The sequence below is a fragment of the Pseudomonas sp. GD03944 genome, from assembly GCF_029839275.1.
Taxonomy (GTDB): Bacteria; Pseudomonadota; Gammaproteobacteria; order Pseudomonadales; family Pseudomonadaceae; genus Aquipseudomonas.
The window spans coordinates 166,515-186,129 of sequence record NZ_JAOCAH010000005.1 but is presented as its reverse complement, the minus strand read 5'-3'; the positions used below and the strand labels follow the sequence as shown (position 1 = coordinate 186,129).

The following is a 19,615-nucleotide window of genomic DNA, read 5'->3' as shown; positions in this document are numbered from 1 at the left end:
TGCGCTTGCGCGAAGCCGCGTGCTAGGCTTCGCGCCGTTTTCCCGGACCCGGTCTTCATGAGCCTTTTCAATGCCTTCCGCTGCTGATAGCGCGCACCTCACGCGCGGCACCGTTGCCTACCGGCGCGCCACCTTGGCGCTGTTCTGCGCCGGCTTCGCCACCTTCGCCTTGCTCTACTGCGTGCAACCGCTGTTGCCGCTGCTGGCGGCGCACTTTTCCGTGTCCGCGGCGGGCAGCAGCCTGGCGCTGTCGCTGACCACCCTGAGCCTGGCGCTGTGCCTGCTGCTGTCCGGGGCGCTGGCGGAAAGCTGGGGGCGCAAGCCGGTGATGGTGGCGGCCCTGGGGCTGGCGTCACTGCTGGGGATCGCCTGCGCCTGGGTCGATGACTGGGACCAGTTGCTGCTGTTGCGGGCGCTGCTCGGCCTGGCCCTGAGCGGTCTGCCGGCCCTGGCCATGGCCTATGTGGGCGAGGAATTCGACCCCGAATCGCTGCCGGCGGCCATGGGCCTGTACATCGGCGGCACGGCCCTGGGCGGCCTGCTCGGGCGTCTGCTGGCGGGCCTGCTCAGCGATCTGGGGGGCTGGCCGCTGGCGCTGGGCGGTATCGCCGGCCTGGGGCTGCTGGCGCTGGTGCTGTTCGTCTGGCTGCTGCCGCCGTCCCGGCATTTCCGCGCCCAGCCGCTGTCCGTGCGCGGTCTGCTGGGCAACTTCGCCCTGCACCTGGGCAACCCACAGCTGCGCGTGCTGTTCCTGCTGGCGTTCCTGCTGATGGGCGGTTTCGTCGCGCTGTTCAATTACGTGGGCTTCCGTCTGGCCGCACCGCCGTTCGAGCTGTCGTCGACCCTGATCGGCCTGCTGTTCACCGTGTACCTGGTTGGCATTTTCAGCGCCGGCTGGGCCGGTCGCCTGGTGACCCGGCTGGGTGCGCGGCCCGTGCTGCAGGGGGGTATCGGCATCATGCTGGCGGGTGTCGCGCTGTGTGCCACGCCCTGGCTGGCGGCGGTGGTGGCGGGACTGGGGTTGTTCACCCTGGGGTTCTTCGCAGCCCACGCGGTGGCCAGCGGTCAGGTCGGCCAACGCGCCGCAGGGGCCAAGGCCCAGGCGTCGGCCCTGTACCTGTTCGCCTATTACCTGGGCTCGAGCGTGGTCGGTTACGGCGCCGGGTATGTGTGGGAACACCTCGGCTGGCTGGCGATGCTGGCAGGCCTGACAGCGCTGTTCGTTGGCGCCGCCTGGTGGGCGCGCAAAGTCTAACGGTTCAGCGTCGGTTCAGCGTCGGTTCAGCGTCGGTTCAGGGTGTGTTCAGCGGCGGTTCAGGCGGGTGCAGGCAGCATGGGTCCTGCTTTCAACACCCCAACGAACCTTACCGAGGGCACACCATGAAGCTCAACCTGAACACCCTGGCACTGGCCACTGCACTGACCTTTGGCGCTGCCTCGGCCCAGGCGGCCGACAACTTCGCCGGGCTGACCTGGGGCAAGACCGACAACAACATCCAGAAGTCCACCGCGCTCAACAATGCCCTGGACAACCCGCGCTACGACAAGGTCATCAACGGCACCGGGACCTGGGGCGTGCGCGCCGGCCAGGTCGCGGAAGACCATCGCTACTACGCCACCTACGAGTACATCTCCGACACCGACGGCGCCCTGAAACTGCGTCAGCAGAACCTGCTGGGCAGCTACGACCTGTTCTTCCCGCTGGGCGAGAACGGCACCAAACTGTTCGGCGGTGCGACCCTCGGCCTGGTCAAGCTGGAGCAGGATGGCAAGGGCCTCAAGCGTGACAGCGACATCGGCTATGCGGCGGGGCTGCAGGCCGGCATCCTGCAGAACCTCAACAGCAACACCTCGATCGAGGCCGGCTACCGCTACCTGCGCACCAACGCCGGCACCGAAGTGGCGCCACAGGGCGGCAGCAAGGTTGGCTCCCTGGACCTGCACAGCACCTCGCAGCTGTACCTGGGTGCCAACTACAAGTTCTAAACCTGTCTCGGATCGCGGCGGGTCGGCATACTGCGTTGATGCGGGTGCCGGCCTGCGTGATTCGACAGGCATCGCGAACGTGCCGTATCTGCACATCGGCCGGGCAGTTGCCCGGCCAACCCCCGGGGGAGGATAGCGTCATGAAATTGCTGGTGGTGGAAGACGAGGCGTTGTTGCGCCATCACCTCTATACCCGCCTTGGCGAACAGGGCCACGTGGTGGACGCGGTGGCCAACGCCGAGGAGGCCCTGTACCGCGCGGAGGAATACCGCCACGACCTGGCGGTGGTCGACCTGGGACTGCCGGGCGTCAGCGGCCTGGACCTGATCCGCGAGTTGCGCAGCCAGGGCAAGGGCTTTCCCATCCTGATCCTGACCGCACGGGGCAACTGGCAGGACAAGGTCGAAGGGCTGGCCTGCGGCGCCGACGATTACGTGGTCAAGCCGTTCCAGTTCGAGGAACTCGAGGCGCGGCTCAACGCGCTGCTGCGGCGTTCGTCCGGCTTCACCCAGGCCACCATCGAAGCCGGTCCGCTGCGGCTCGACCTGAACCGCAAGCAGGCGCAGATGGGCGATACCGTCCTGGCGCTGACCGCCTTCGAATACCGCATCCTCGAATACCTCATGCGCCATCACCAGCAGGTGGTGGCCAAGGAGCGGCTGATCGAGCAGCTCTACCCGGACGACGAAGAGCGTGACCCCAATGTCATCGAAGTGCTGGTCGGACGGCTGCGGCGCAAGCTGGAAGGCGATAGCGGCTTCAAACCCATCGACACCATCCGCGGGCAGGGCTACCTGTTCACCGAGCGCTGCCGGTGAGTGACGCGGCGCGGCGTCGGCCGCTCGGTTCGTCGTTGCGCCTGCGCTTGATGCTCGGGGCGGCGGTGCTGGCGGTGCTGTTCATGGCGGCGTTGCTGCCGGTGCTGCGCGGGGCGTTCGTGATCGCCCTGGAAGAAGTCATCGAAACCCGCCTGGCTGCCGATGCCGCGGCCTTGGTGGCGGCGGCGCGGACCGACAGCGGGCACCTGGTGATGCCGGAGAAACTGCCTGGGGAGGAGTTCGACAAGCTCGACGCCAGCCTGCTGGGCTACATCTACGACCGCGACGGCAGGCTGCTCTGGCAGTCGCGCTCGACCCTGGGCGAGCCGGTGCAGTACGTGCCGCGCTACGACGGCATCGGCCATGAGTTCCTGCGCATCGGCGGGGAGACCGAGGGCTTCTTCGTCTATGACGTGGAGATCGACCTGCTGCGTGGCCAGGATACCGCGCTGAGCATCGTCACCATGCAGCCGACCCGGGAATACCAGGTGATGTACCGGGGCTTCATGGACCAGCTCTACCTGTGGCTGGGCGTGGCCCTGGTGGTGTTGCTGGGGCTGCTGTGGTTCGGCCTGACCTGGAGCTTTCGCAGCCTGCGCGGCCTCAGCGCCGAGCTGGACGAAGTGGAGTCCGGCCGCCGCGAGAGCCTCAGCGAAGAACACCCGCGCGAACTGCTGCGCCTGACCCGCTCGCTGAACCGCCTGCTCGACAGCGAGCGCCGGCAGCGCGAGCGTTATCGCCATTCCCTGGATGACCTGGCCCACAGCCTGAAGACCCCGTTGTCGGTCTTGCAGGGGGTGAGCGAGGCCATGGCCGATCAGCCGCAGAACCGCGAGCAGGCGCAGACGTTGCAGAGTCAGGTCGAGCGCATGAGCCAGCAGGTCGGTTACCAGTTGCAGCGCGCCAGCCTGCGCAAGAGCGGCCTGGTGCGACATCGGGTGCAGCTGGGGCCGCCGCTCGACACCCTGTGCGAGGCGCTGGACAAGGTCTACCGCGACAAGCAGGTACAGGTGCTGCGCGACTTCGCCCCGGACCTGGGGGTGCCCATGGAGCAGGCGGCCTTGCTGGAACTGCTGGGCAACCTGCTGGAAAACGCCTACCGCCTGTGCCTGGGCCAGGTGCGCGTCGCCGCGCGGCAGGTGGGCGGCAGTTGCGAATTGTGGGTCGAGGACGACGGCCCCGGCGTGCCCGCCGAACAGCGCGAGCGCATCCTGCGCCGGGGCGAGCGCCTGGATGCCCTGCACCCGGGGCAGGGCATCGGCACCGCGGTGGTCAAGGACATCATCGACAGCTACGACGGCGAACTGAGCGTGGACGCCTCCGAACTGGGTGGCGCCTGCTTCCGCGTGCGGCTCAGCGAATAGGGCGAAGGGCGCGCCGGGTCAATTCATCCACTGGTCGTTGCGCTTGCGGCGCACGCGCAGCAGCGTTGGCAGGATCAGCCCGGCCAGCAGGCCACCCCCGGCGATGCTGCCGCCGTAGACCATGTAGCGCATCAGCACGTCCTTGTTCTCGTCCCCCAGTTGCGCCTGCAGCTCACGCAGTTCGGAGCGGGCCTGGGTCAGCTCGCTGTCGAGGCCGGAGCGGGCCGCCTGCAATTCGTCGATCAGGGTCTTGCGCGAATCCAGGGTCTCCTGCATGCCCTGCACCCGGGTCTTCCAGGTGTCGTTGATCCCTTCCAGTTCAGCACTGAGGTTGGCCACCTGCTGCTCCAGTTGCGGCAGGCGCTCGGCCTGACCCGGCACCGATTGCAGGTCGCGGCTGGGAATCCACACGCTGCTGCCGTTGCTGCCGCGCACCCGGCTGTAATCCCCCTGTGTCTGTTGCAGTTCCACTTTCTCGCCGGAGGTCAGGGTGCCGACGATGCGGTAGCCGTCGGTGGGGCCGCTGCGCACGTAGGTGCTCAGACTGTCACTGACCCAGCGGGTGTTGCTGTTGGTTTCTTCGGCCTGGGCCAGGGAGGTGGTCAGCAGACTGCCGAGCAGGCAGGCGGTGAGGGAAATCGGGGAGACGGTGGCAAGGAAATGACGAGATGGGGACATGGGCGATCTTCACATGGCGGTCAAACAGAACCCGGCAGACGGGGGCGATAAAGCGCGGCCACTCGCACATGCAGGGGCGTGGCGGACGAGCACGCTGCAATCGTCCAGGCGGCAAATGGCCATGCACGCCGCCCCTGGCGGGCCGACAGCAGACAGACCACGGGGTGCATGTTGAGTTCAGTCAGGGGAGGCGATGGCGGGGATTGGGCGATGGCTGGAAGGGCGTGGGCGGTTACTCGCCAGGGGGGCGATGTCACAGATGATATCAGTGCCGCGAGTCCGTATGCGTCCTGAGGCTATTGCTCGGCGGTGTGCCGTTTGGCGATGAACAGTGTGTGAAGTGAATAGCGATCACTCGGTGGTTGGCCTGTAAATCGAATGGGGCAACCACCATTCCTCAAGGAGTTGGCACGCAAACTCTGCATGCGCAGAGCCTTCAGCGAAGGCCAGGTATCCTATTGCATGCCTTACGGCCGATTCCTGCTCGGGAGACAGCGAGCCGAGTCTCGGAGGGCTGCGTTCAGGCGGGCGCAGTGAGTTCAACAAGGCATCTATAACGACGTTGTCTTCCCGCATTCTGCGGAAAGCGTATTGGAACAAGTGCGGTAAGTAGTGTCGCCAGGAGACCGGGTCCAGATAACTGATGCCCCAATGAAACCGCTCAAGATACTCATCCGATACATGGTCGTACTGAGGGTCGAATGATGCGGGTGCGTCGTAGTTGTCAATGGCGTTTCCCGAGTGCAGTGACATCAACGGTGTGCAGGCCATCTCGTTAGAAAAGGCATCGAGTAATTCAGTGCTCAGTAGTGATGTCATGGTTGGAGGATCGCTAAGGCGATAGATCGGTCCGTATAGTGGAGTCGGGCTATTGATCGCTTTTGCAAAAGTACTCGCTGAAGTTGAAACGTTCCAGCGGTATTGAATAGCAGTCGTCCAGAACGGTTAGTGTTGCGGTGAACGGGATGTCTTCTTCGGGAACAACGTATCGGACCGTTATTGTGTTACCCGCTTGGCTCAACGTTTCATAGGCCTTCACGTCAATCGTGTCTTCCCAGTACGTGGTAAAGCTATCGCAGGTCGTCTCTATGGTTATTTTTCCAAAAAAATCGCCATTGAACAGTTCCTTGTATTTTTCAGGCACGGTCCCTGATTCGCTCATGCTGGCCAAGGTCATTTCCCTGTTGGATTGCCAACGGCCTTCCAGTAAACACGAGCTGTCAGCGAAGGCAGGGTTACTGGCGACTGCAAGCATGAAGATCGCTATGGCCATCAATTTATTCATGGTCTGGTGTGCCCTGTAGGCTGTTTATCTGTTGGGGCAAGTAAATCTTTTAATCTCAGGCGCATTTCTTTTTTGAGATTTGAATGGCCAGTAAGACCAGGCCCAACGAAATCAGAATGTAGCCCAGTGGGTCAGCCCAGAGGGATGTGCTCTGCCAGAGCGTCAGTTTTATTGTGGCGGCTATTATTTGCCCCTGCTCATCTCGAGCATAAGAGGCCAAGTCGTGGGTGGGGGTGATTTCGTGCATTAATTTCAGAGCAAGCATTGTGGCTGCACTGAATGTGATAACGAGGCCCGAGGTCAGGTGTCTGGACTTGAGTATGAGTAGACCCGCGATGACAAGAAATACCAGGGCAATCCAGGGGCCATATTCGATCACGTAGAAGACTGTCGCGTTGGCCAAAGGGATAGATGTCCAGCTGGATGGTAAATATCTGTCTGCGCAATGCCGACAGGCTGAGCGAGAAGCTAGTCCATCCGTGATGGCACTGTCTATGCCATGGCGCCCTAACTCTCCTGCGCCCGGTACGCCCCTGGCGTCAGCCCCGTCCATTTCTTGAACGCCCGGTGGAAGGCCGAGGGTTCGGAGAAGCCGAGTTGTTCGGCGATGGCCTGGATCGGCAGTTCGGCGCGGCCCAGGTGGTAGATGGCCAGGTCGCGGCGCAGGTGGTCTTTCAGTTCCTGGAAGCTCGAGCCTTCTTCGCGCAGGTGGCGACGCAGGGTCTGGGGGCTGATGTGCAGGTGCTGGGCAACGGCTTCCAGGTCCGGCCAGTTGCTGCAGTCGCGGCCGAGCAGGCGGCGGATCTGGCTGGTCAGGCTGTCGCCGCCGTCCGGACGGGCCAGCAGGTCAGCGGGGGAGTGTTCGAGAAAGTGCTTGAGCGTGCGTTCGTCCTGCAGCAACGGCATGGCGAGGTAGCGCGCGTGGAACAGCAGGCTGGTGGCGCCGGCGCCATAGCGGCGCGGGCAGGGGAACAGCAGTTCGTACTCGCTGCTATGGGCCGGCTCCGGATAAAGGAAGGTGGCTTCTTCCAGGCGGATGCGCTGGCCGATCAGCCAGCTGCCCAGGCGGTGCCAGATCACCAGCAGGCTTTCGGTGAGAAAATGGTCCGGGTCCCACTGGCCGCTGTCGTCCACGCTCAGGCGCACCCAGTCGCCCTCGCGCTTGAGGCTGATGGCGGGCGCCTCGGGGAACAGGCTGTAGAACAGCATGCCCCGGCCCAGGGCCTTTTCCAGGGTGCGGCAGTGAATGATCGCGTGGCACATCATGGCGAAGGTGCCGCGCTTGCTGCGCGTACGGCCGAAGCCCATGTATTCGTCGTCCAGCGTTTCCCACAGGTGCTGCAGCAGGCGGGTGAACTGCTCGGGGGCGAGGCGTGCCCGGGGTTCGTCGAGCAGCGCAGGCTGGATGCCCAGGCCGCGCAGCAGGGTGGTGCAGTCGTGGCCATGGCGTTCGGCGCCGCGCAGGGCGGCGCGGACGAAGTGGCTGGCGATGGTGCGTTCGCGCATGGGGACGGGCTCGTGAACAGGGCCCGTCGATGGTAGCGATCCGGCGGCGGATGCAACAAGGCGGTACGGCGGGGTGGATAAGGGCAATCGCGGGGGGATATCCGCCAGCGCCAAAGCAGCCACCGTGCGGTAATCCGCCAGGGCATGAATGGGTCGATAGCGTGCTATGTAGTTAAGTTATTGTTTTTAAAGGCTTTTATGTGATTTTTGGAAGATGGCATGGCGCCTGCAGTAAGCCGAGCAAGGATGCGCGAGACGCACCTACCAACAAATCCCTCCAGTTCAGGGGGGTTAGCGAATAAAAGAAGAGTGTTGTGGGCATCGAAGGACGATGCGGCGCACCACTCGTGAGGATCTGCCATGACCGCCATGACGACCGACGTTCCACGTCAACCGTTTTACAAGATGCTGTATGTCCAGGTGCTAGCTGCCATCACCATCGGCATTTTGCTCGGCCACTTCTACCCGGAAACCGGTGTTGCCCTGAAGCCCCTGGGTGACGGTTTCGTCAAACTGATCAAGATGGTCATCGCCCCCATCATCTTCTGCACCGTGGTCAGCGGCATCGCTGGCATGCAGGACATGAAGGCCGTCGGCAAGACCGGTGGCTACGCGCTGCTGTATTTCGAGATCGTTTCCACCGTTGCCCTGATCATCGGCCTCATCGTGGTCAACATCGCCCAGCCGGGCGTTGGCATGCACGTCGACCCGAGCACCCTGGATGCCAGCAGCATCGCCGCCTATGCGTCGGCCGGTGCCCAGCAGACCACTATCGGCTTCCTGCTCAACGTGATCCCGGCCACCGTCGTGGGTGCGTTCGCCAACGGCGACATCCTGCAGGTCCTGTTCTTCTCCGTGATCTTCGCCTTCGCCCTGCAGCGCATGGGTGAGTACGGCCGTCCGGTGATGGAATTCATCGACCGCATCGCCCAGGTCATGTTCGGCATCATCAACATGATCATGAAGGTCGCCCCGATCGGTGCCTTCGGTGCCATGGCGTTCACCATCGGCCAGTACGGCGTGGGTTCGCTGGTGCAGCTCGGTCAGCTGATGATCTGCTTCTACATCACCTGCGTGTTCTTCATCCTGGTGGTCCTGGGCGGTATCGCCCGTGCCCACGGCTTCAGCATCCTGCGCTTCATCAAGTACATCCGCGAAGAGCTGATGATCGTGCTGGGCACCTCGTCTTCCGAGACCGTGCTGCCGCGCATGCTGACCAAGATGGAAAAACTGGGTGCCAAGAAGTCGGTCGTCGGCCTGGTGATCCCGACCGGTTACTCCTTCAACCTCGACGGTACCTCGATCTACCTGACCATGGCCGCGGTGTTCATCGCCCAGGCCACCGACACCCCGATGGACATCACCCACCAGATCACCCTGCTGCTGGTGCTGCTGGTTGCCTCCAAAGGTGCTGCGGGCGTCACCGGTAGCGGCTTCATCGTTCTGGCCGCCACCCTGTCCGCCGTCGGCCACCTGCCGGTTGCCGGCCTGGCGCTGATCCTGGGTATCGACCGCTTCATGTCCGAAGCCCGCGCCCTGACCAACCTGATCGGTAACGGCGTTGCCACCATCGTGGTTGCCAAGTGGTGCAAGGAGCTCGACGAAAACACCCTGCAAAGCGAGCTGGCTTCCGGCGGCAAGGCCACCCCGGTGGTCGCCCAGGACAACCGCGAAACCGTTTGACCCCATGAGGGTTAGCTGACCGGGCGCTGGTCGCCGGGTCGGCCGTTTACAGTGTTTCTCTTCCTGACGCGGAAGAGGCTCTTCCAGCCCACCTGTTCGGTGGGCTTTTTTTTGCCTGCCTTTTTATCCCACGATGCGTCTTCTCATGTAGAAGCGATCGTGCTCGGGCATCGCAAACCTGAGGCGTTCCCCTGTAGGAGCGGGCTTGCCCGCGAGCTCGACGATTTGTGCTTGGCACTGATCTGGGGGCGAATAAAAAGCTCGCGGACGAGTCCGCTCCTACGCAAAGCGGTCGTGCTCGGGCATCGCAAACCTGAGGCGTTCCCCTGTAGGAGCGGGCTTGCCTGCGAGTTCGACGCTTCGTGCATGACGCTGATCTGGGGGCGAACAAAAAGCTCGCGGACAAGTCCGCTCCTACGGGGTGATGGGCGTGGGCTGAACGAATGGGTCAATCGACCCTGAGCGCATGGGTCATTGAGCAAGCCGGACTGCCACGCCTACCCTGCGGGACGAACTCGATCAGGGAGCAGACCCGCATGCAGCGCACGATCTTCGACACCGAACACAGCATGTTCCGCGACGCGTTCAGCGCCTTCCTGGCCAAGGCAGTGGTGCCGCATCAGGAGGCCTGGGAGGCCGCCGGGGTGGTCGATCGCAGCGTCTGGAAGAAGGCCGGGGAGATGGGGTTCCTGTTGCCCTGGGCCGACGAGCAATACGGCGGGGCCGGCCTCAAGGATTTTCGCTACGAGCAGATCATGTGCGAGGAGCTGGCGCGGATCAACGAGGCGGGGTTCATGCTGCCGCTGCACTCGGCGCTGTGCGGGCCGTATATCGCCGAATACGGCAACGACGAACAGAAGGCGCGCCTGCTACCAGGCATCATTCGCGGTGAGCTGATTCTCGCCGTGGCGATGACCGAACCCAGCGCCGGTTCGGACCTGGCCGGCATGCGTACCACGGCGGTGGACAAGGGCGACCACTGGCTGCTCAACGGCTCCAAGGTGTTCATCTCCAATGGCCTGCTGGCCGATGTGGTGATCGTCGCGGCCAAGACCGACCCGAACAACAAGCACGCCATGGGGCTGTTCCTGGTGGAGCGCGGCATGCCCGGTTTCGAGCGCGGCAAGAACCTGGAAAAGCTCGGCATGAAGAGCCAGGACACTGCCGAGCTGTTCTTCAACGAGGTCAAGGTGCCCAAGGAAAACCTGCTGGGCGATGCCAAGGGCGGCTTCTTCTACCTGATGAACATGCTTGCGCAGGAGCGCCTGACCAACGCCTGTGGCGCGGTGGCCGGCGCCGAGGCGGCGCTGCAGGTCACCATCGACTACGTGCGCGAGCGCAAGGCCTTCGACCGGCCGATCTCGCACTTCCAGAACACCCGGTTCAAGCTGGCCGAGATGCGCACCCAGGTCGACGTGGCGCAGGTGTTCGTCGACCGCTGCGTGCTCGACCACAATGAAAAGAAGCTCACGCCGGAAGTGGCGGCCGAGGCCAAGCTGTTTACCACCGAGCTGCTCGGCAAGGTGGTCGACGAAGGCGTGCAGTTGCACGGTGGCTGGGGCTACATGTGGGAGTACCCGATCTGCAAGATGTACGCGAACGCCCGCATCCAGCGGATCTTCGCCGGCACCTCGGAGATCATGAAAGAGATCATCAGCCGTGGCATGAAACTCTGATTCCGTCGCAGGAGGCCGCAACATGACACGCACGTTCGGCGCCATCGATGCCTGGACCCAGCCGGCCAACGGCAAGGCCCGCCAGCTGCTGCCCGAGGTGGTGCGGCTGTTCGAGAAATCCGGCTCGGCGCACCTGCTCGACCAGCCCCTGAGTCCGGCGCAGACTGTGGAACGGATGGACGAAGCCGGCGTGGACACACTGATGCTGTCGGCCTGGTGCCGGCCCGAGGGCTGGGTGTTCAGCAATGACGATGTGGCCGAGTACACCCGTGCTTTTCCCGAGCGCTTCGTCGGCGTTGCCACGGTGGACCTGAGCAAGCCGCTGGCGGCAGTACGCGAGCTGGAGCGGGCGGTCTGCGAGCTGGGCTTCAAGGCCCTGCGGGTTGTGCCCTGGCTGTGGAAGCTGCCGCCCAACCACCGCCTGTACTACCCGCTGTACGTGAAATGCATCGAGCTGGACATCCCGTTCTGCACCCAGGTGGGCCACACCGGCCCGCTGATGCCGTCGGAAACCGGGCGGCCGGTGCCGTACCTGGACGAGGTGGCGCTGGATTTCCCGGAGCTGCGCATCGTCGCCGGACACATCGGCCACCCCTGGACCGAGGAGATGATCGGGCTGGCCTGGAAGCACGATAACGTCTATATCGATACCTCGGCCTACCTGCCGCGTTACTACCCGGCGCCGTTGCTGCAGTTCCTGCGCAGCTACGGCAAGGACAAGGTGTTGTTCGGCAGCAATTTCCCGCAGTTGTCGCTGGAGCGCTGCATGAGTCAGGTCGAGGAACTCGGACTGAGTGACGAGGTGAAAGCCGCTTTCCTTCATGAAAATGCACGCCGGGTGTTCAGGCTCTGAGGCCCGGTGGCAGCCAAAACAAGAATAACGAGGGCTTGCCGATGATCGATCAACTGCCCCTGGAACGCCTGGCGTTCTGGGTAGGGAAGCGCCCGGATGCGGTCTGGCTGAGCCAGCCGGTGAACGGGCAGTGGCATGAGTTCAGCTGGAGAACCGTCGATCACCAGGCCCGGTGCCTGGCCACCGCGTTGCGCTCGCTGGGCTGCGAGCCGGGGGACCGGGTCGCGCTGCTGGCCAAGAACTGCGCCGAGTGGTTCATCGCCGACCTGGCGATCATGCTTGCCGGCCTGGTCAGCGTGCCGCTGTACCCGCTGCAGACCGCCGAGAGCATCGACTACGTGCTGCGCCATTCGCAGTGCAAGGCGATCTTCCTCGGCAAGCTCGACGAGCCGGAGCGCCTGGCCGAGGGCATTCCTGCCGGTGTGGTGCGCATCGCCATGCCGTACCCGACGCTGCCGGCCGATCACCACTGGGCGGCGCTGCTGGCCGAACACGGGCCGCTACAAACGGCGCACAGCCAGACCCCGGACGAGCTGCTGAGCATCCTCTACACCTCGGGTACCACCGGCCAGCCCAAGGGCGTGATGCTCACGCCCCGGGCCTTCGCCTACGCCGCCAGCCAGGCCTTGCAGGCGCTGCACATCAGTCCCCAGGACCAGTATTTTTCCTACCTGCCGCTGTCCCACGCCGCCGAGCGTTTCCTGGTGCAGATGAACGCATTGTTCAGCGGCGCGCGGGTGGCCTTTGCCGAGTCCCTGGAGACCTTCGCCGCCGACCTCAAGCACGTGCGACCCACTGTGTTCTTCTCGGTGCCCCGGTTGTGGACGCGCTTCCAGCAAGGCGTGCTGGAGAAGCTGCCCCAGGCCAAGCTGGAGCGTCTGTTGCGCATCCCGCTGCTGGGGTCGCTGGTGGCGCGCAAGATCCGCCAAGGCCTGGGGCTGGACCGGGCGCGCATCCTGGTCAGCGGCGCGGCGGCCATCCCGCCGGCCTTGCTGCTCTGGTACGAGCGCATCGGTCTGACAATCTGCGAGGGCTACGGCATGACCGAGAACTTCGCCTACGGCACCTTCAACCGCCCTGGCCAGGTGCGCTTCGGCAGCGTGGGGCGGCCCATGCCGGGCAACCAGCTGCGCATCGACGACACCGGCGAAATCCTCTTTCGCAGCGATACCCTGATGCAGGGCTACTACCTGGACCCGGAGAAGAGCGCGGAGGTGCTGCGTGACGGCTGGCTGCACACCGGTGACCAGGGGCACGTGGACGCCGACGGCTACCTGAAGATCACCGGGCGGGTCAAAGACCTGTTCAAGACCAGCAAGGGCAAGTATGTGGCGCCGGTGCCCATCGAGGTGGAGATCGCCAAGAACCTGTGGGTCGAGCAGGTCTGCCTGATGGGCAGCAACCTCGACCAGCCCCTGGCCCTGATCGAACTGACCCCGGCGGCCCGCGAGCAGAACCGCGAGCGCCTCGCCGAGGAACTGGAGGCCACCCGGCAACAACTCAACGCCACGTTGCTGCCCCATGAGCAGATCAGCCATTTCCTGCTGGTGCGCGACGCCTGGACCGTGGACAACGGCTGCATGACCCCGACCATGAAAATCCGCCGCAACGTGCTGGAAGCGAAGTTTGCCGACGAACTCGGCAAGCTGGAGCGGGGCCAGCCGGTGTATTGGCAGTGAAGTAGCAGGTTGAGCGGTTGGGGACACGTACTCACGCAGCGCGTGGGTACGCGCGGAGTAGGTTGCGGGCGACCACTGATCGTTCCCACGCTCCGCGTGGGAATGCAGCCCTCCACGCTCCGCGTCGATGCCGCGGTGGATCAGGTGGCCGCGGGAGAGAGGGGCGCCGCTGAGTGAGTGGGGGACGCGGAGCGTCCCGGGAGGCGTGCCCACGCAGAGCGTGGGTACGAGCGGAGCAGGTTGCGGGCGCCCACTGATCGTGCCCACGCTCCGCGTGGGAATGCAGCCCTCGACGCTCCGCGTCGATGCCGCGGTGGATCAGGTGGCCCCGGGAGAGAGAGGCGCCGCTGAGTGAGTTGGGGACGCGGAGCGTCCCGGAGGCGTGCCCACGCAGAGCGTGGGTACGAGCGGAGTAGGTTGCGGGCGACCACTGATCGTTCCCACGCTCCGCGTGGGAATGCCGCCCTCGACGCTCTGCGTCGATGCCCCGGTGGATCAGGTGGCCTCGGGAGAGAGGGGCGCCGCTGAGTGAGTTGGGGGACGCGGAACGTCCCGGGAGGCGTGCCCACGCAGAGCGTGGGTACGATCAGGTCGTGAATTACCGGGCGGCATCGAGCCGTCGAATGGTGCAAGGAGTAGGAATGAAAGGCCCGTTGTCGTCGTTGAAGATCCTCGATTTCTCTACCCTGTTGCCGGGGCCGTTTGCCTCGCTGTTGCTGGCGGACATGGGCGCGGATGTGCTGCGGGTCGAGTCGCCCACCCGCCTGGACCTGGTGCGGGTGCTGCCGCCCCATGACGGCGGGGTGTCGGCCAGCCATGCCTACCTCAATCGCAACAAGCGCAGCATCGCCCTGGACCTGAAGCAGGCTGAGGCGGTGGCGATGGTCAAGCAACTGGTCGAGGAGTACGACATCGTCCTGGAGCAGTTCCGCCCGGGGGTGATGGACAAGCTCGGTGTCGGCTACGAGGCGCTGAAGGCGATCAACCCGCGGCTGATCTACGTGTCGATCACCGGCTATGGCCAGACCGGCCCGTACCGCGACCGCGCCGGCCACGACATCAACTACCTGGCCCTGGCCGGTATCGCCAGCTACACCGGGCGCCGCGAGTCCGGGCCGCTGCCCCTGGGCGTGCAACTGGCCGACCTGGGCGGCGGCTCGCTGCATGGCGCCATGGGCCTGTTGGCCGCGGTGATCCAGCGCCAGGCCACCGGTGAAGGGCAGCATGTCGACATCAGCATGACCGACTGCGCCTTCAGCCTGCACGGCATGGCGGGGGCCGGCTACCTGGCGGCCGGGGTCGAGCCGGCCATGGAAAACCAGGCGCTCAACGGCGGCAGCTTCTACGACTACTACCGTACCCGTGACGGCCGCTGGTTCTCGGTGGGCAGCCTGGAACCGCAGTTCATGCAGCAGTTCTGCGCCGCCATAGGCCGGCCCGAACTGGCGGCCCGCGGCCTGTCCCAGCGCCCTGAGGACCAGCAGGCGCTCAAGCGCGAGATCGAGATCGAATTCGAGAAGCGCGACGCGGCGCAGTGGGCGGAGGTGTTCGCTGCGCTGGATGCCTGTGTCGAGCCGATGTTGCCGCTGTCCGAGGCGGTCGAGCATCCCCAGCTCCAGGCCCGCGAGCTGGTGGTCGAGGTGCCCCGTGCCGGTGGTACCCCGCAGCGGCAACTGGCCTGCCCGATCAAGTTCTCGTCGGGGTTGCCGGCACCCCGGCACGTGGGGGCGGCCCTGGGTGAGCACACCGACGAGGTGCTGACAGCGCTGGGCTATTCGGCGCAGCAGCTGGCCGAGCTGCGGGCGCGCAAGGTGATCGCCTGAGGTTCAGCCCTCGGTAAGCGGCATCAGCACGTCGGCGTACCAGGCGCAGTTCAGGCCCAGGGCCTCGTCCTGCTGCAGGTCGCGGGTGCCGACGTCCAGGCGCGCCGAGTGCACGCCCAGCAGCACCCAGGGCAGGGCGTCGGTCTGGCCCGGGTGGCTGGCCGGCGCCCGCATCACCACCGGAGCGCCGCTGGTGCCTCGGTGGGTGCGGGCATCGGTGAGGAAGTAGCCCTGGCCCTGGAAGCGCAGGCCGAACGAGGAGGCGATGACCGCCTGGCGCACCACCGGCATGTGGTGCAGGGTGTCGTGAAAGCCCAGGGGGAAGCCCACGATCAGCAGCGGGCTGCCGACTTCCACCTGTTTCAGGCAGGGCAGCAGGTGCTCCGGAGTGAAGGCCTGGTAGGCCAGGGTCGTCGGCAAGGCGGCACGTTCCAGCTCGATCACCGCCACATCGACCTCGCCACTGCTGTCGCTGCCCTGGCGCCACAGGCTCTTGCCGTCCCGGTAGAGCGGTACCGAAAAGCCGATGGATTGCGCCATGTTGCCCGCGTCGGTGTGCAGCTCGATTTCGATGCGGTCAGGGAAATGCTCGCTCGGCACGTCGATCATCACGTGGCGGCTGGTGACCAGGAACAGGCGCTGGTCGCGCTCGAAGAAGAAACTGCTGGCGTTGGTCAGCAATTGATCCGCCTTGAAGGTCGAGAGGCGGGCGGCGCTGAGCAGAATGGGTTCGATCATGGCGGGGCCCTGCTGTCGGTGCGCGTCGCGGGTGACGGCATGGGGTATGACAGTGGGAGTCTAGTGGGGTTGCACGGCGGTGTTGCCCGCTGGCCGCACAGGGGCGTGCGGCCAGCGGCGGATGGTCAGCCGAACATGCGTGGGATGACGTTGGTCTCGGCGCTACGGCGGTGCCACAGGGCGGCGGCGATGTGGCCCACGGTCAGGGCCAGCAGGGTCCAGCCGAGCAGGCCGTGGAAGTTGCCGCCCAGGTCGGTCATCCATTTGATCGCACCACCTTCGAAGCCCGGCATGAGGGGGATGCCGAACGGCGCGAAGGCACGGCCCGAGCCGAACTGACGCAGCAGGCCGATGAACGGCACGGCGAACATCACGGCGTACAGCGCCAGGTGCCCGAGGTGGGCGATCAGGCTGGTGGAGGCCGGCCTGCGGCGGGCGTTGAGCAGGCCCCAGGCACCGCGTACCAGCAGGAGCAGCATCATCAGGGCGCCCACGGACTTGTGGGTCGGCCACAGCAGCTCGTCCAGCGCCGATTCTTCAAAGAAATAGGTGGTCAGGGTGGTGGCGAACATCCAGGCGAAGCCCAGGGCCATGCCCCAGTGCAGGATTCGGCTCACGGTGCCGTAGCGTTGCGGGGTGTCGGGTTTCAACAGCGGTTCAGGCATTTATCGGTTCTCAGGTCACGGTTATTCGAGGCGGTGTTCGCCGGTGAAGCTCAGGGTCACCTTGCAGCGCCGGCAGTAATAGCGGCGGCCCTTGGCGACCAGGGCGTGGCGTTGAGCGGAAAAGGGGTATTCGCCCTGGGGGCAGACACAGCGGTAGATAAAGCGGCTGACGGTGCGGCGCTTGACGTCGTAGCTGTGGCAGCGGTGGGGTGGCAGCTCGTAGACGCCGCGCATGATCAGCTGCCATTCCTCGCCGTGGGGCTGGATGCGCGGGCCGAACAAGTGGTGGGCGACCAGGTGGGCGACTTCGTGGGCCACGGTCTGCTTGAGGAAGTCGTCCTGGTTTTCCCGGTACAGCTGCAGGTTGAAGCGCAGCTTGTTTTCCGTCAGGTGGGCCACGCCGGCTTTCTGGCCGCGCAGCTTGAAGCAGACTTCGGGACGGACGAAGGGCTGCTTGAAGAAGGCTTCTGCCTGCTGGTAGCAGGCTTCGACACGGGCGTGTAGCTGTTCGGGCATCGTTGGGTGCTGGCGGTTGCGAAGGGCCAATTATGCCGCAACCGCCGCCCCCGGTGCAGCCGTCACTCGCGGCTGGGGCCCAGTGCGCGCTCTTCGCGGGTACTGTAACCCTGGTCCTGGGTCACGTTGCGGTCGTACTCCGGCTGCAGGTAATAGGTCCAGAAAAGGATCATGCTGACCAGGATGGTGACCAGGGCCAGCAGGGCTACCGCCCACATCGACGAGGCGTAGAGAAAACCCTGGTTGTTGCCGATGCGCATGAAGCGCGGCAGGCCCACGTAAAGCAGGTAAGTCGCGTGAATACAGGCGATGCCGAGCACCACGATGGCCAGCCAGCGGGACGGATACAGGCCCGCCAGGCCGGCGATGAAGAAGGGGGTGCAGGTGTAGGCGATGAACCCGATGCACTGGTTCAGGGTGGGCCGGGCTTCGAAGGTGCGCGACATGTAGCGCAGGAAGAAACCCATGACCACGGTGCCGATCAGGATTGAAAAATACAGCAACACACTCAGTTGCAGGGCGCTGCCCATTTCCAGGCGAACACGCTCGTCATCGACCAGGCTCCAGCCCACCCAGTGGGTGCCGACGAACAGGCAGATGGCGGGGAGCAGGGCGAACAGCAGCAGGTAGGGCAGGTAGTTCGCGCTGTTGCGTTCCTCGTCCTGGCGAATGGCGGTCCAGGCACGGTCGGGGCGGGTGATCAGGGTGTAGAAATTGGCGTACATGGGGGGCTCCAGCTGTCTGTCGCCGGCGCGGCTGTTCCGCTGCCGTCCTACAGTTTTGGGGCAGCCATTCTTGCCAGTGGTTCAACCCAAATCATGCTCCGGGGCGGAGCCGCCCATGAAAAGGCCGCCCGAAGGCGGCCTGTCGAGCGAAACGTGAATGCCTCAGCTGGTGTACACCGGGCCGACCCCAAGGCCCCAGAGGATCACCGAGGTGGCGATCATGGCCACCAGCACCACCAGGCCCACGGCCAGGACCGAGCTGGAGAACATGAAGCCTTCGTCTTCGGGAATGTTCATGAACGTGGGGATGCCCACGTAGAGCAGGTAGACCGTGTAACAGATCGCCACCGTGCCCACGGCCATGGCCAGCCACAGGTGCGGGTAGAGCGCCGCGAGGCCGCCGATGAACAGCGGGGTGGCAGTGTAGGCGGCGAACACGACGCACTGGGTCAGGTTCGGGCTGGCATCGTAGGTACGGGCCATCCAGTGGATGAAGGCGCCCATGACCGCCACGCCGGCGAGCATCGCCAGGTAGGACATGATGGTCATCTGCATCGCGCTGGATTCGGTGAGCATGACCGGTGTTCGATCGCCGATCGCCCAGCCCACCTGGGTGGTGCCGATGAAGGCCGATACGGCGGGAATAGCCGCCAGGATCAGCACGTGGGTGAGATACATGTGGCTGATGCTTTCTTCTTCGCCACGGATTTCTTGCCATTCCTGATCGGGATGGGTGAACAGCCCCCAAACGTGGTGGATCATGCCAGACACCTCCTCTTGTTATGGCGATCGCCCCCCAGCGCAACGCCCGGTGCGTGATGGCGTCACCGGGTGCCTGGCCGAATCGCTGCGACCGTATGTCGCAGTATAGGCATGGGCTGGAGGTCGCGCAGGCCGTGGCTTTAGAGCAAATTGGACTCTCAGGCTCAGCGGTAATAGCGAGCCAGTATTTCCATGGCCTTGTTGATCGACTGCAGGCGCGTGGTGCTGCCGCCGCGGTCCGGGTGGTGCTGGCTGACCAGTTGCCGGTAGCGGTGCTTGATCGCCGCCAGGTCGAGGGGCTGCTGGCTGTCGTCGAGTTCGAACAGGGCCAGGGCGGCCTGTTTCTCCTCGCCGCCCTGCATGCGCGTCCAGAAACTGGCCAGCAGCTCGTTCACGTCCTGCTCATCGGTGCCGTTGAGGTGACTCAGGTCCAGGTAGTAGTCGCGCAGCGGGTCATGCTCGCTGAGGCCGGCGCTACCGGCTTCGTAGGGCGCGAGGCGGATGCACAGCGGGCTGATCTGCAGCAGCGCGCTGCCGTCCTGCAAGAGGCGGTCGCGCAGGGTGTAGAGAGCGTTGAACAGCAGGAAATGGGTGCGAAACAGCACCAGCTTGTCGGTCAGCGGCAGGTTGGGGATGTGGGTGCTGTGGCGGCTCTTGAGCGCCTGGATCAGCCGGTGTTCGGCCAGGCCTTCCGGGGCGGCGCGCAACAGCAGCAGCACCTGGTCGCAGAGGTCGAGGCTGGGGTCGAGATCGTCGTTCATCGGCGGAGCCTACCATTTCACGCAAACGGGGGTAGGGCGCACCGGGCTTTCTGCGTAAAATGTCGCGTTTCAGCCTCCTGACTCCGGATTCCAGCGC

Annotated in this window: 18 protein-coding genes; 9 read left to right on the top strand and 9 right to left on the bottom strand. The window is 64.8% G+C overall.

What is annotated here, in order from left to right; genetic code table 11:
* The first annotated feature begins 70 nt into the window (after positions 1–70).
* From N5C28_RS10535 to N5C28_RS10520, 4 genes are all read left to right on the top strand, one after another.
* The gene (locus N5C28_RS10535) at positions 71–1,255 is read left to right on the top strand and encodes an MFS transporter (RefSeq protein ID WP_279822104.1); all 1,185 of its coding nucleotides are present in this window, start codon (positions 71–73) and stop codon (positions 1,253–1,255) included.
* A gap of 125 nt (positions 1,256–1,380) precedes the next feature.
* Positions 1,381–1,986, top strand: a complete 606-nt coding sequence (locus N5C28_RS10530) for an outer membrane beta-barrel protein (RefSeq protein WP_279822103.1) — start codon at positions 1,381–1,383, stop codon at positions 1,984–1,986.
* A 140-nt stretch (positions 1,987–2,126) separates the two neighbouring features.
* A complete protein-coding gene (locus N5C28_RS10525; protein WP_279822102.1) occupies positions 2,127–2,804 on the top strand; it encodes a response regulator in 678 nt (225 codons plus the stop codon).
* Between the two features lie 50 nt (positions 2,805–2,854).
* Complete coding sequence (locus tag N5C28_RS10520) at positions 2,855–4,168, top strand: ATP-binding protein (protein ID WP_279822264.1); 1,314 nt, start codon at positions 2,855–2,857, stop codon at positions 4,166–4,168.
* 18 nt (positions 4,169–4,186) lie between these two features.
* On the opposite strand, the gene N5C28_RS10515 is transcribed toward N5C28_RS10520, so the two are convergent.
* The 3 genes from N5C28_RS10515 to N5C28_RS10505 form a co-directional block, all read right to left on the bottom strand.
* Positions 4,187–4,846, bottom strand: a complete 660-nt coding sequence (locus N5C28_RS10515; RefSeq protein ID WP_279822101.1) for a TIGR04211 family SH3 domain-containing protein — start codon at positions 4,844–4,846, stop codon at positions 4,187–4,189.
* A gap of 868 nt (positions 4,847–5,714) precedes the next feature.
* A complete protein-coding gene (locus N5C28_RS10510) occupies positions 5,715–6,131 on the bottom strand; it encodes a hypothetical protein (RefSeq protein WP_279822098.1) in 417 nt (138 codons plus the stop codon).
* 507 nt (positions 6,132–6,638) lie between these two features.
* Positions 6,639–7,637, bottom strand: coding sequence for an AraC family transcriptional regulator (locus N5C28_RS10505; RefSeq protein WP_279822097.1), 999 nt, complete (start codon positions 7,635–7,637; stop codon positions 6,639–6,641).
* Positions 7,638–8,006: 369 nt separating this feature from the next.
* On the opposite strand from N5C28_RS10505, the gene N5C28_RS10500 reads away from it, so the two are divergent.
* The 5 genes from N5C28_RS10500 (at position 8,007) to N5C28_RS10480 (ending at position 15,351) form a co-directional block, all read left to right on the top strand.
* The gene (locus N5C28_RS10500; protein ID WP_279822263.1) at positions 8,007–9,320 is read left to right on the top strand and encodes a dicarboxylate/amino acid:cation symporter; all 1,314 of its coding nucleotides are present in this window, start codon (positions 8,007–8,009) and stop codon (positions 9,318–9,320) included.
* Positions 9,321–9,856: 536 nt separating this feature from the next.
* The gene (locus N5C28_RS10495; protein ID WP_279822096.1) at positions 9,857–10,996 is read left to right on the top strand and encodes an acyl-CoA dehydrogenase family protein; all 1,140 of its coding nucleotides are present in this window, start codon (positions 9,857–9,859) and stop codon (positions 10,994–10,996) included.
* A gap of 22 nt (positions 10,997–11,018) precedes the next feature.
* Positions 11,019–11,849: an amidohydrolase family protein gene (locus N5C28_RS10490; RefSeq protein ID WP_279822095.1), complete on the top strand. Its 831-nt coding sequence runs from the start codon at positions 11,019–11,021 to the stop codon at positions 11,847–11,849.
* A 41-nt stretch (positions 11,850–11,890) separates the two neighbouring features.
* A complete protein-coding gene (locus N5C28_RS10485) occupies positions 11,891–13,528 on the top strand; it encodes an AMP-binding protein (protein ID WP_279822094.1) in 1,638 nt (545 codons plus the stop codon).
* Between the two features lie 641 nt (positions 13,529–14,169).
* Positions 14,170–15,351 carry a CaiB/BaiF CoA-transferase family protein gene (locus tag N5C28_RS10480; protein WP_279822093.1) on the top strand — a complete coding sequence of 394 codons (1,182 nt, stop codon included), beginning with the start codon at positions 14,170–14,172 and terminating at the stop codon, positions 15,349–15,351.
* 3 nt (positions 15,352–15,354) lie between these two features.
* Here N5C28_RS10480 and N5C28_RS10475 read toward each other — a convergent pair whose 3' ends face one another.
* From N5C28_RS10475 to N5C28_RS10450, 6 genes are all read right to left on the bottom strand, one after another.
* Positions 15,355–16,089 (bottom strand): trypsin-like peptidase domain-containing protein, encoded by a 735-nt coding sequence (locus N5C28_RS10475; protein WP_279822092.1) that lies wholly within the window; start codon positions 16,087–16,089, stop codon positions 15,355–15,357.
* 125 nt (positions 16,090–16,214) lie between these two features.
* A complete protein-coding gene (locus N5C28_RS10470; protein ID WP_279822091.1) occupies positions 16,215–16,754 on the bottom strand; it encodes a cytochrome b in 540 nt (179 codons plus the stop codon).
* Between the two features lie 21 nt (positions 16,755–16,775).
* On the bottom strand, positions 16,776–17,300 hold the full coding sequence (locus N5C28_RS10465; RefSeq protein WP_279822090.1) for a SprT family zinc-dependent metalloprotease: 525 nt from the start codon (positions 17,298–17,300) through the stop codon (positions 16,776–16,778).
* Positions 17,301–17,332: 32 nt separating this feature from the next.
* Positions 17,333–17,995 carry a Yip1 family protein gene (locus N5C28_RS10460; RefSeq protein ID WP_279822089.1) on the bottom strand — a complete coding sequence of 221 codons (663 nt, stop codon included), beginning with the start codon at positions 17,993–17,995 and terminating at the stop codon, positions 17,333–17,335.
* Positions 17,996–18,157: 162 nt separating this feature from the next.
* Positions 18,158–18,757: a Yip1 family protein gene (locus tag N5C28_RS10455; RefSeq protein ID WP_279822088.1), complete on the bottom strand. Its 600-nt coding sequence runs from the start codon at positions 18,755–18,757 to the stop codon at positions 18,158–18,160.
* A 164-nt stretch (positions 18,758–18,921) separates the two neighbouring features.
* On the bottom strand, positions 18,922–19,518 hold the full coding sequence (locus N5C28_RS10450) for a DNA-J related domain-containing protein (RefSeq protein WP_279822087.1): 597 nt from the start codon (positions 19,516–19,518) through the stop codon (positions 18,922–18,924).
* Positions 19,519–19,615: the final 97 nt, after the last annotated feature.

Coding starts and splice junctions, on each gene's coding strand:
- N5C28_RS10535 (WP_279822104.1), top strand. CDS start 71: ATGCCTTCCGCTGCTGATAGCGCGCACCTCACGCGCGGCACCGTTGCC.
- N5C28_RS10530 (WP_279822103.1), top strand. CDS start 1,381: ATGAAGCTCAACCTGAACACCCTGGCACTGGCCACTGCACTGACCTTT.
- N5C28_RS10525 (WP_279822102.1), top strand. CDS start 2,127: ATGAAATTGCTGGTGGTGGAAGACGAGGCGTTGTTGCGCCATCACCTC.
- N5C28_RS10520 (WP_279822264.1), top strand. CDS start 2,855: ATGCTCGGGGCGGCGGTGCTGGCGGTGCTGTTCATGGCGGCGTTGCTG.
- N5C28_RS10515 (WP_279822101.1), bottom strand. CDS start 4,846: ATGTCCCCATCTCGTCATTTCCTTGCCACCGTCTCCCCGATTTCCCTC.
- N5C28_RS10510 (WP_279822098.1), bottom strand. CDS start 6,131: ATGAATAAATTGATGGCCATAGCGATCTTCATGCTTGCAGTCGCCAGT.
- N5C28_RS10505 (WP_279822097.1), bottom strand. CDS start 7,637: ATGCGCGAACGCACCATCGCCAGCCACTTCGTCCGCGCCGCCCTGCGC.
- N5C28_RS10500 (WP_279822263.1), top strand. CDS start 8,007: ATGACGACCGACGTTCCACGTCAACCGTTTTACAAGATGCTGTATGTC.
- N5C28_RS10495 (WP_279822096.1), top strand. CDS start 9,857: ATGCAGCGCACGATCTTCGACACCGAACACAGCATGTTCCGCGACGCG.
- N5C28_RS10490 (WP_279822095.1), top strand. CDS start 11,019: ATGACACGCACGTTCGGCGCCATCGATGCCTGGACCCAGCCGGCCAAC.
- N5C28_RS10485 (WP_279822094.1), top strand. CDS start 11,891: ATGATCGATCAACTGCCCCTGGAACGCCTGGCGTTCTGGGTAGGGAAG.
- N5C28_RS10480 (WP_279822093.1), top strand. CDS start 14,170: ATGAAAGGCCCGTTGTCGTCGTTGAAGATCCTCGATTTCTCTACCCTG.
- N5C28_RS10475 (WP_279822092.1), bottom strand. CDS start 16,089: ATGATCGAACCCATTCTGCTCAGCGCCGCCCGCCTCTCGACCTTCAAG.
- N5C28_RS10470 (WP_279822091.1), bottom strand. CDS start 16,754: ATGCCTGAACCGCTGTTGAAACCCGACACCCCGCAACGCTACGGCACC.
- N5C28_RS10460 (WP_279822089.1), bottom strand. CDS start 17,995: ATGTACGCCAATTTCTACACCCTGATCACCCGCCCCGACCGTGCCTGG.
- N5C28_RS10455 (WP_279822088.1), bottom strand. CDS start 18,757: ATGATCCACCACGTTTGGGGGCTGTTCACCCATCCCGATCAGGAATGG.
- N5C28_RS10450 (WP_279822087.1), bottom strand. CDS start 19,518: ATGAACGACGATCTCGACCCCAGCCTCGACCTCTGCGACCAGGTGCTG.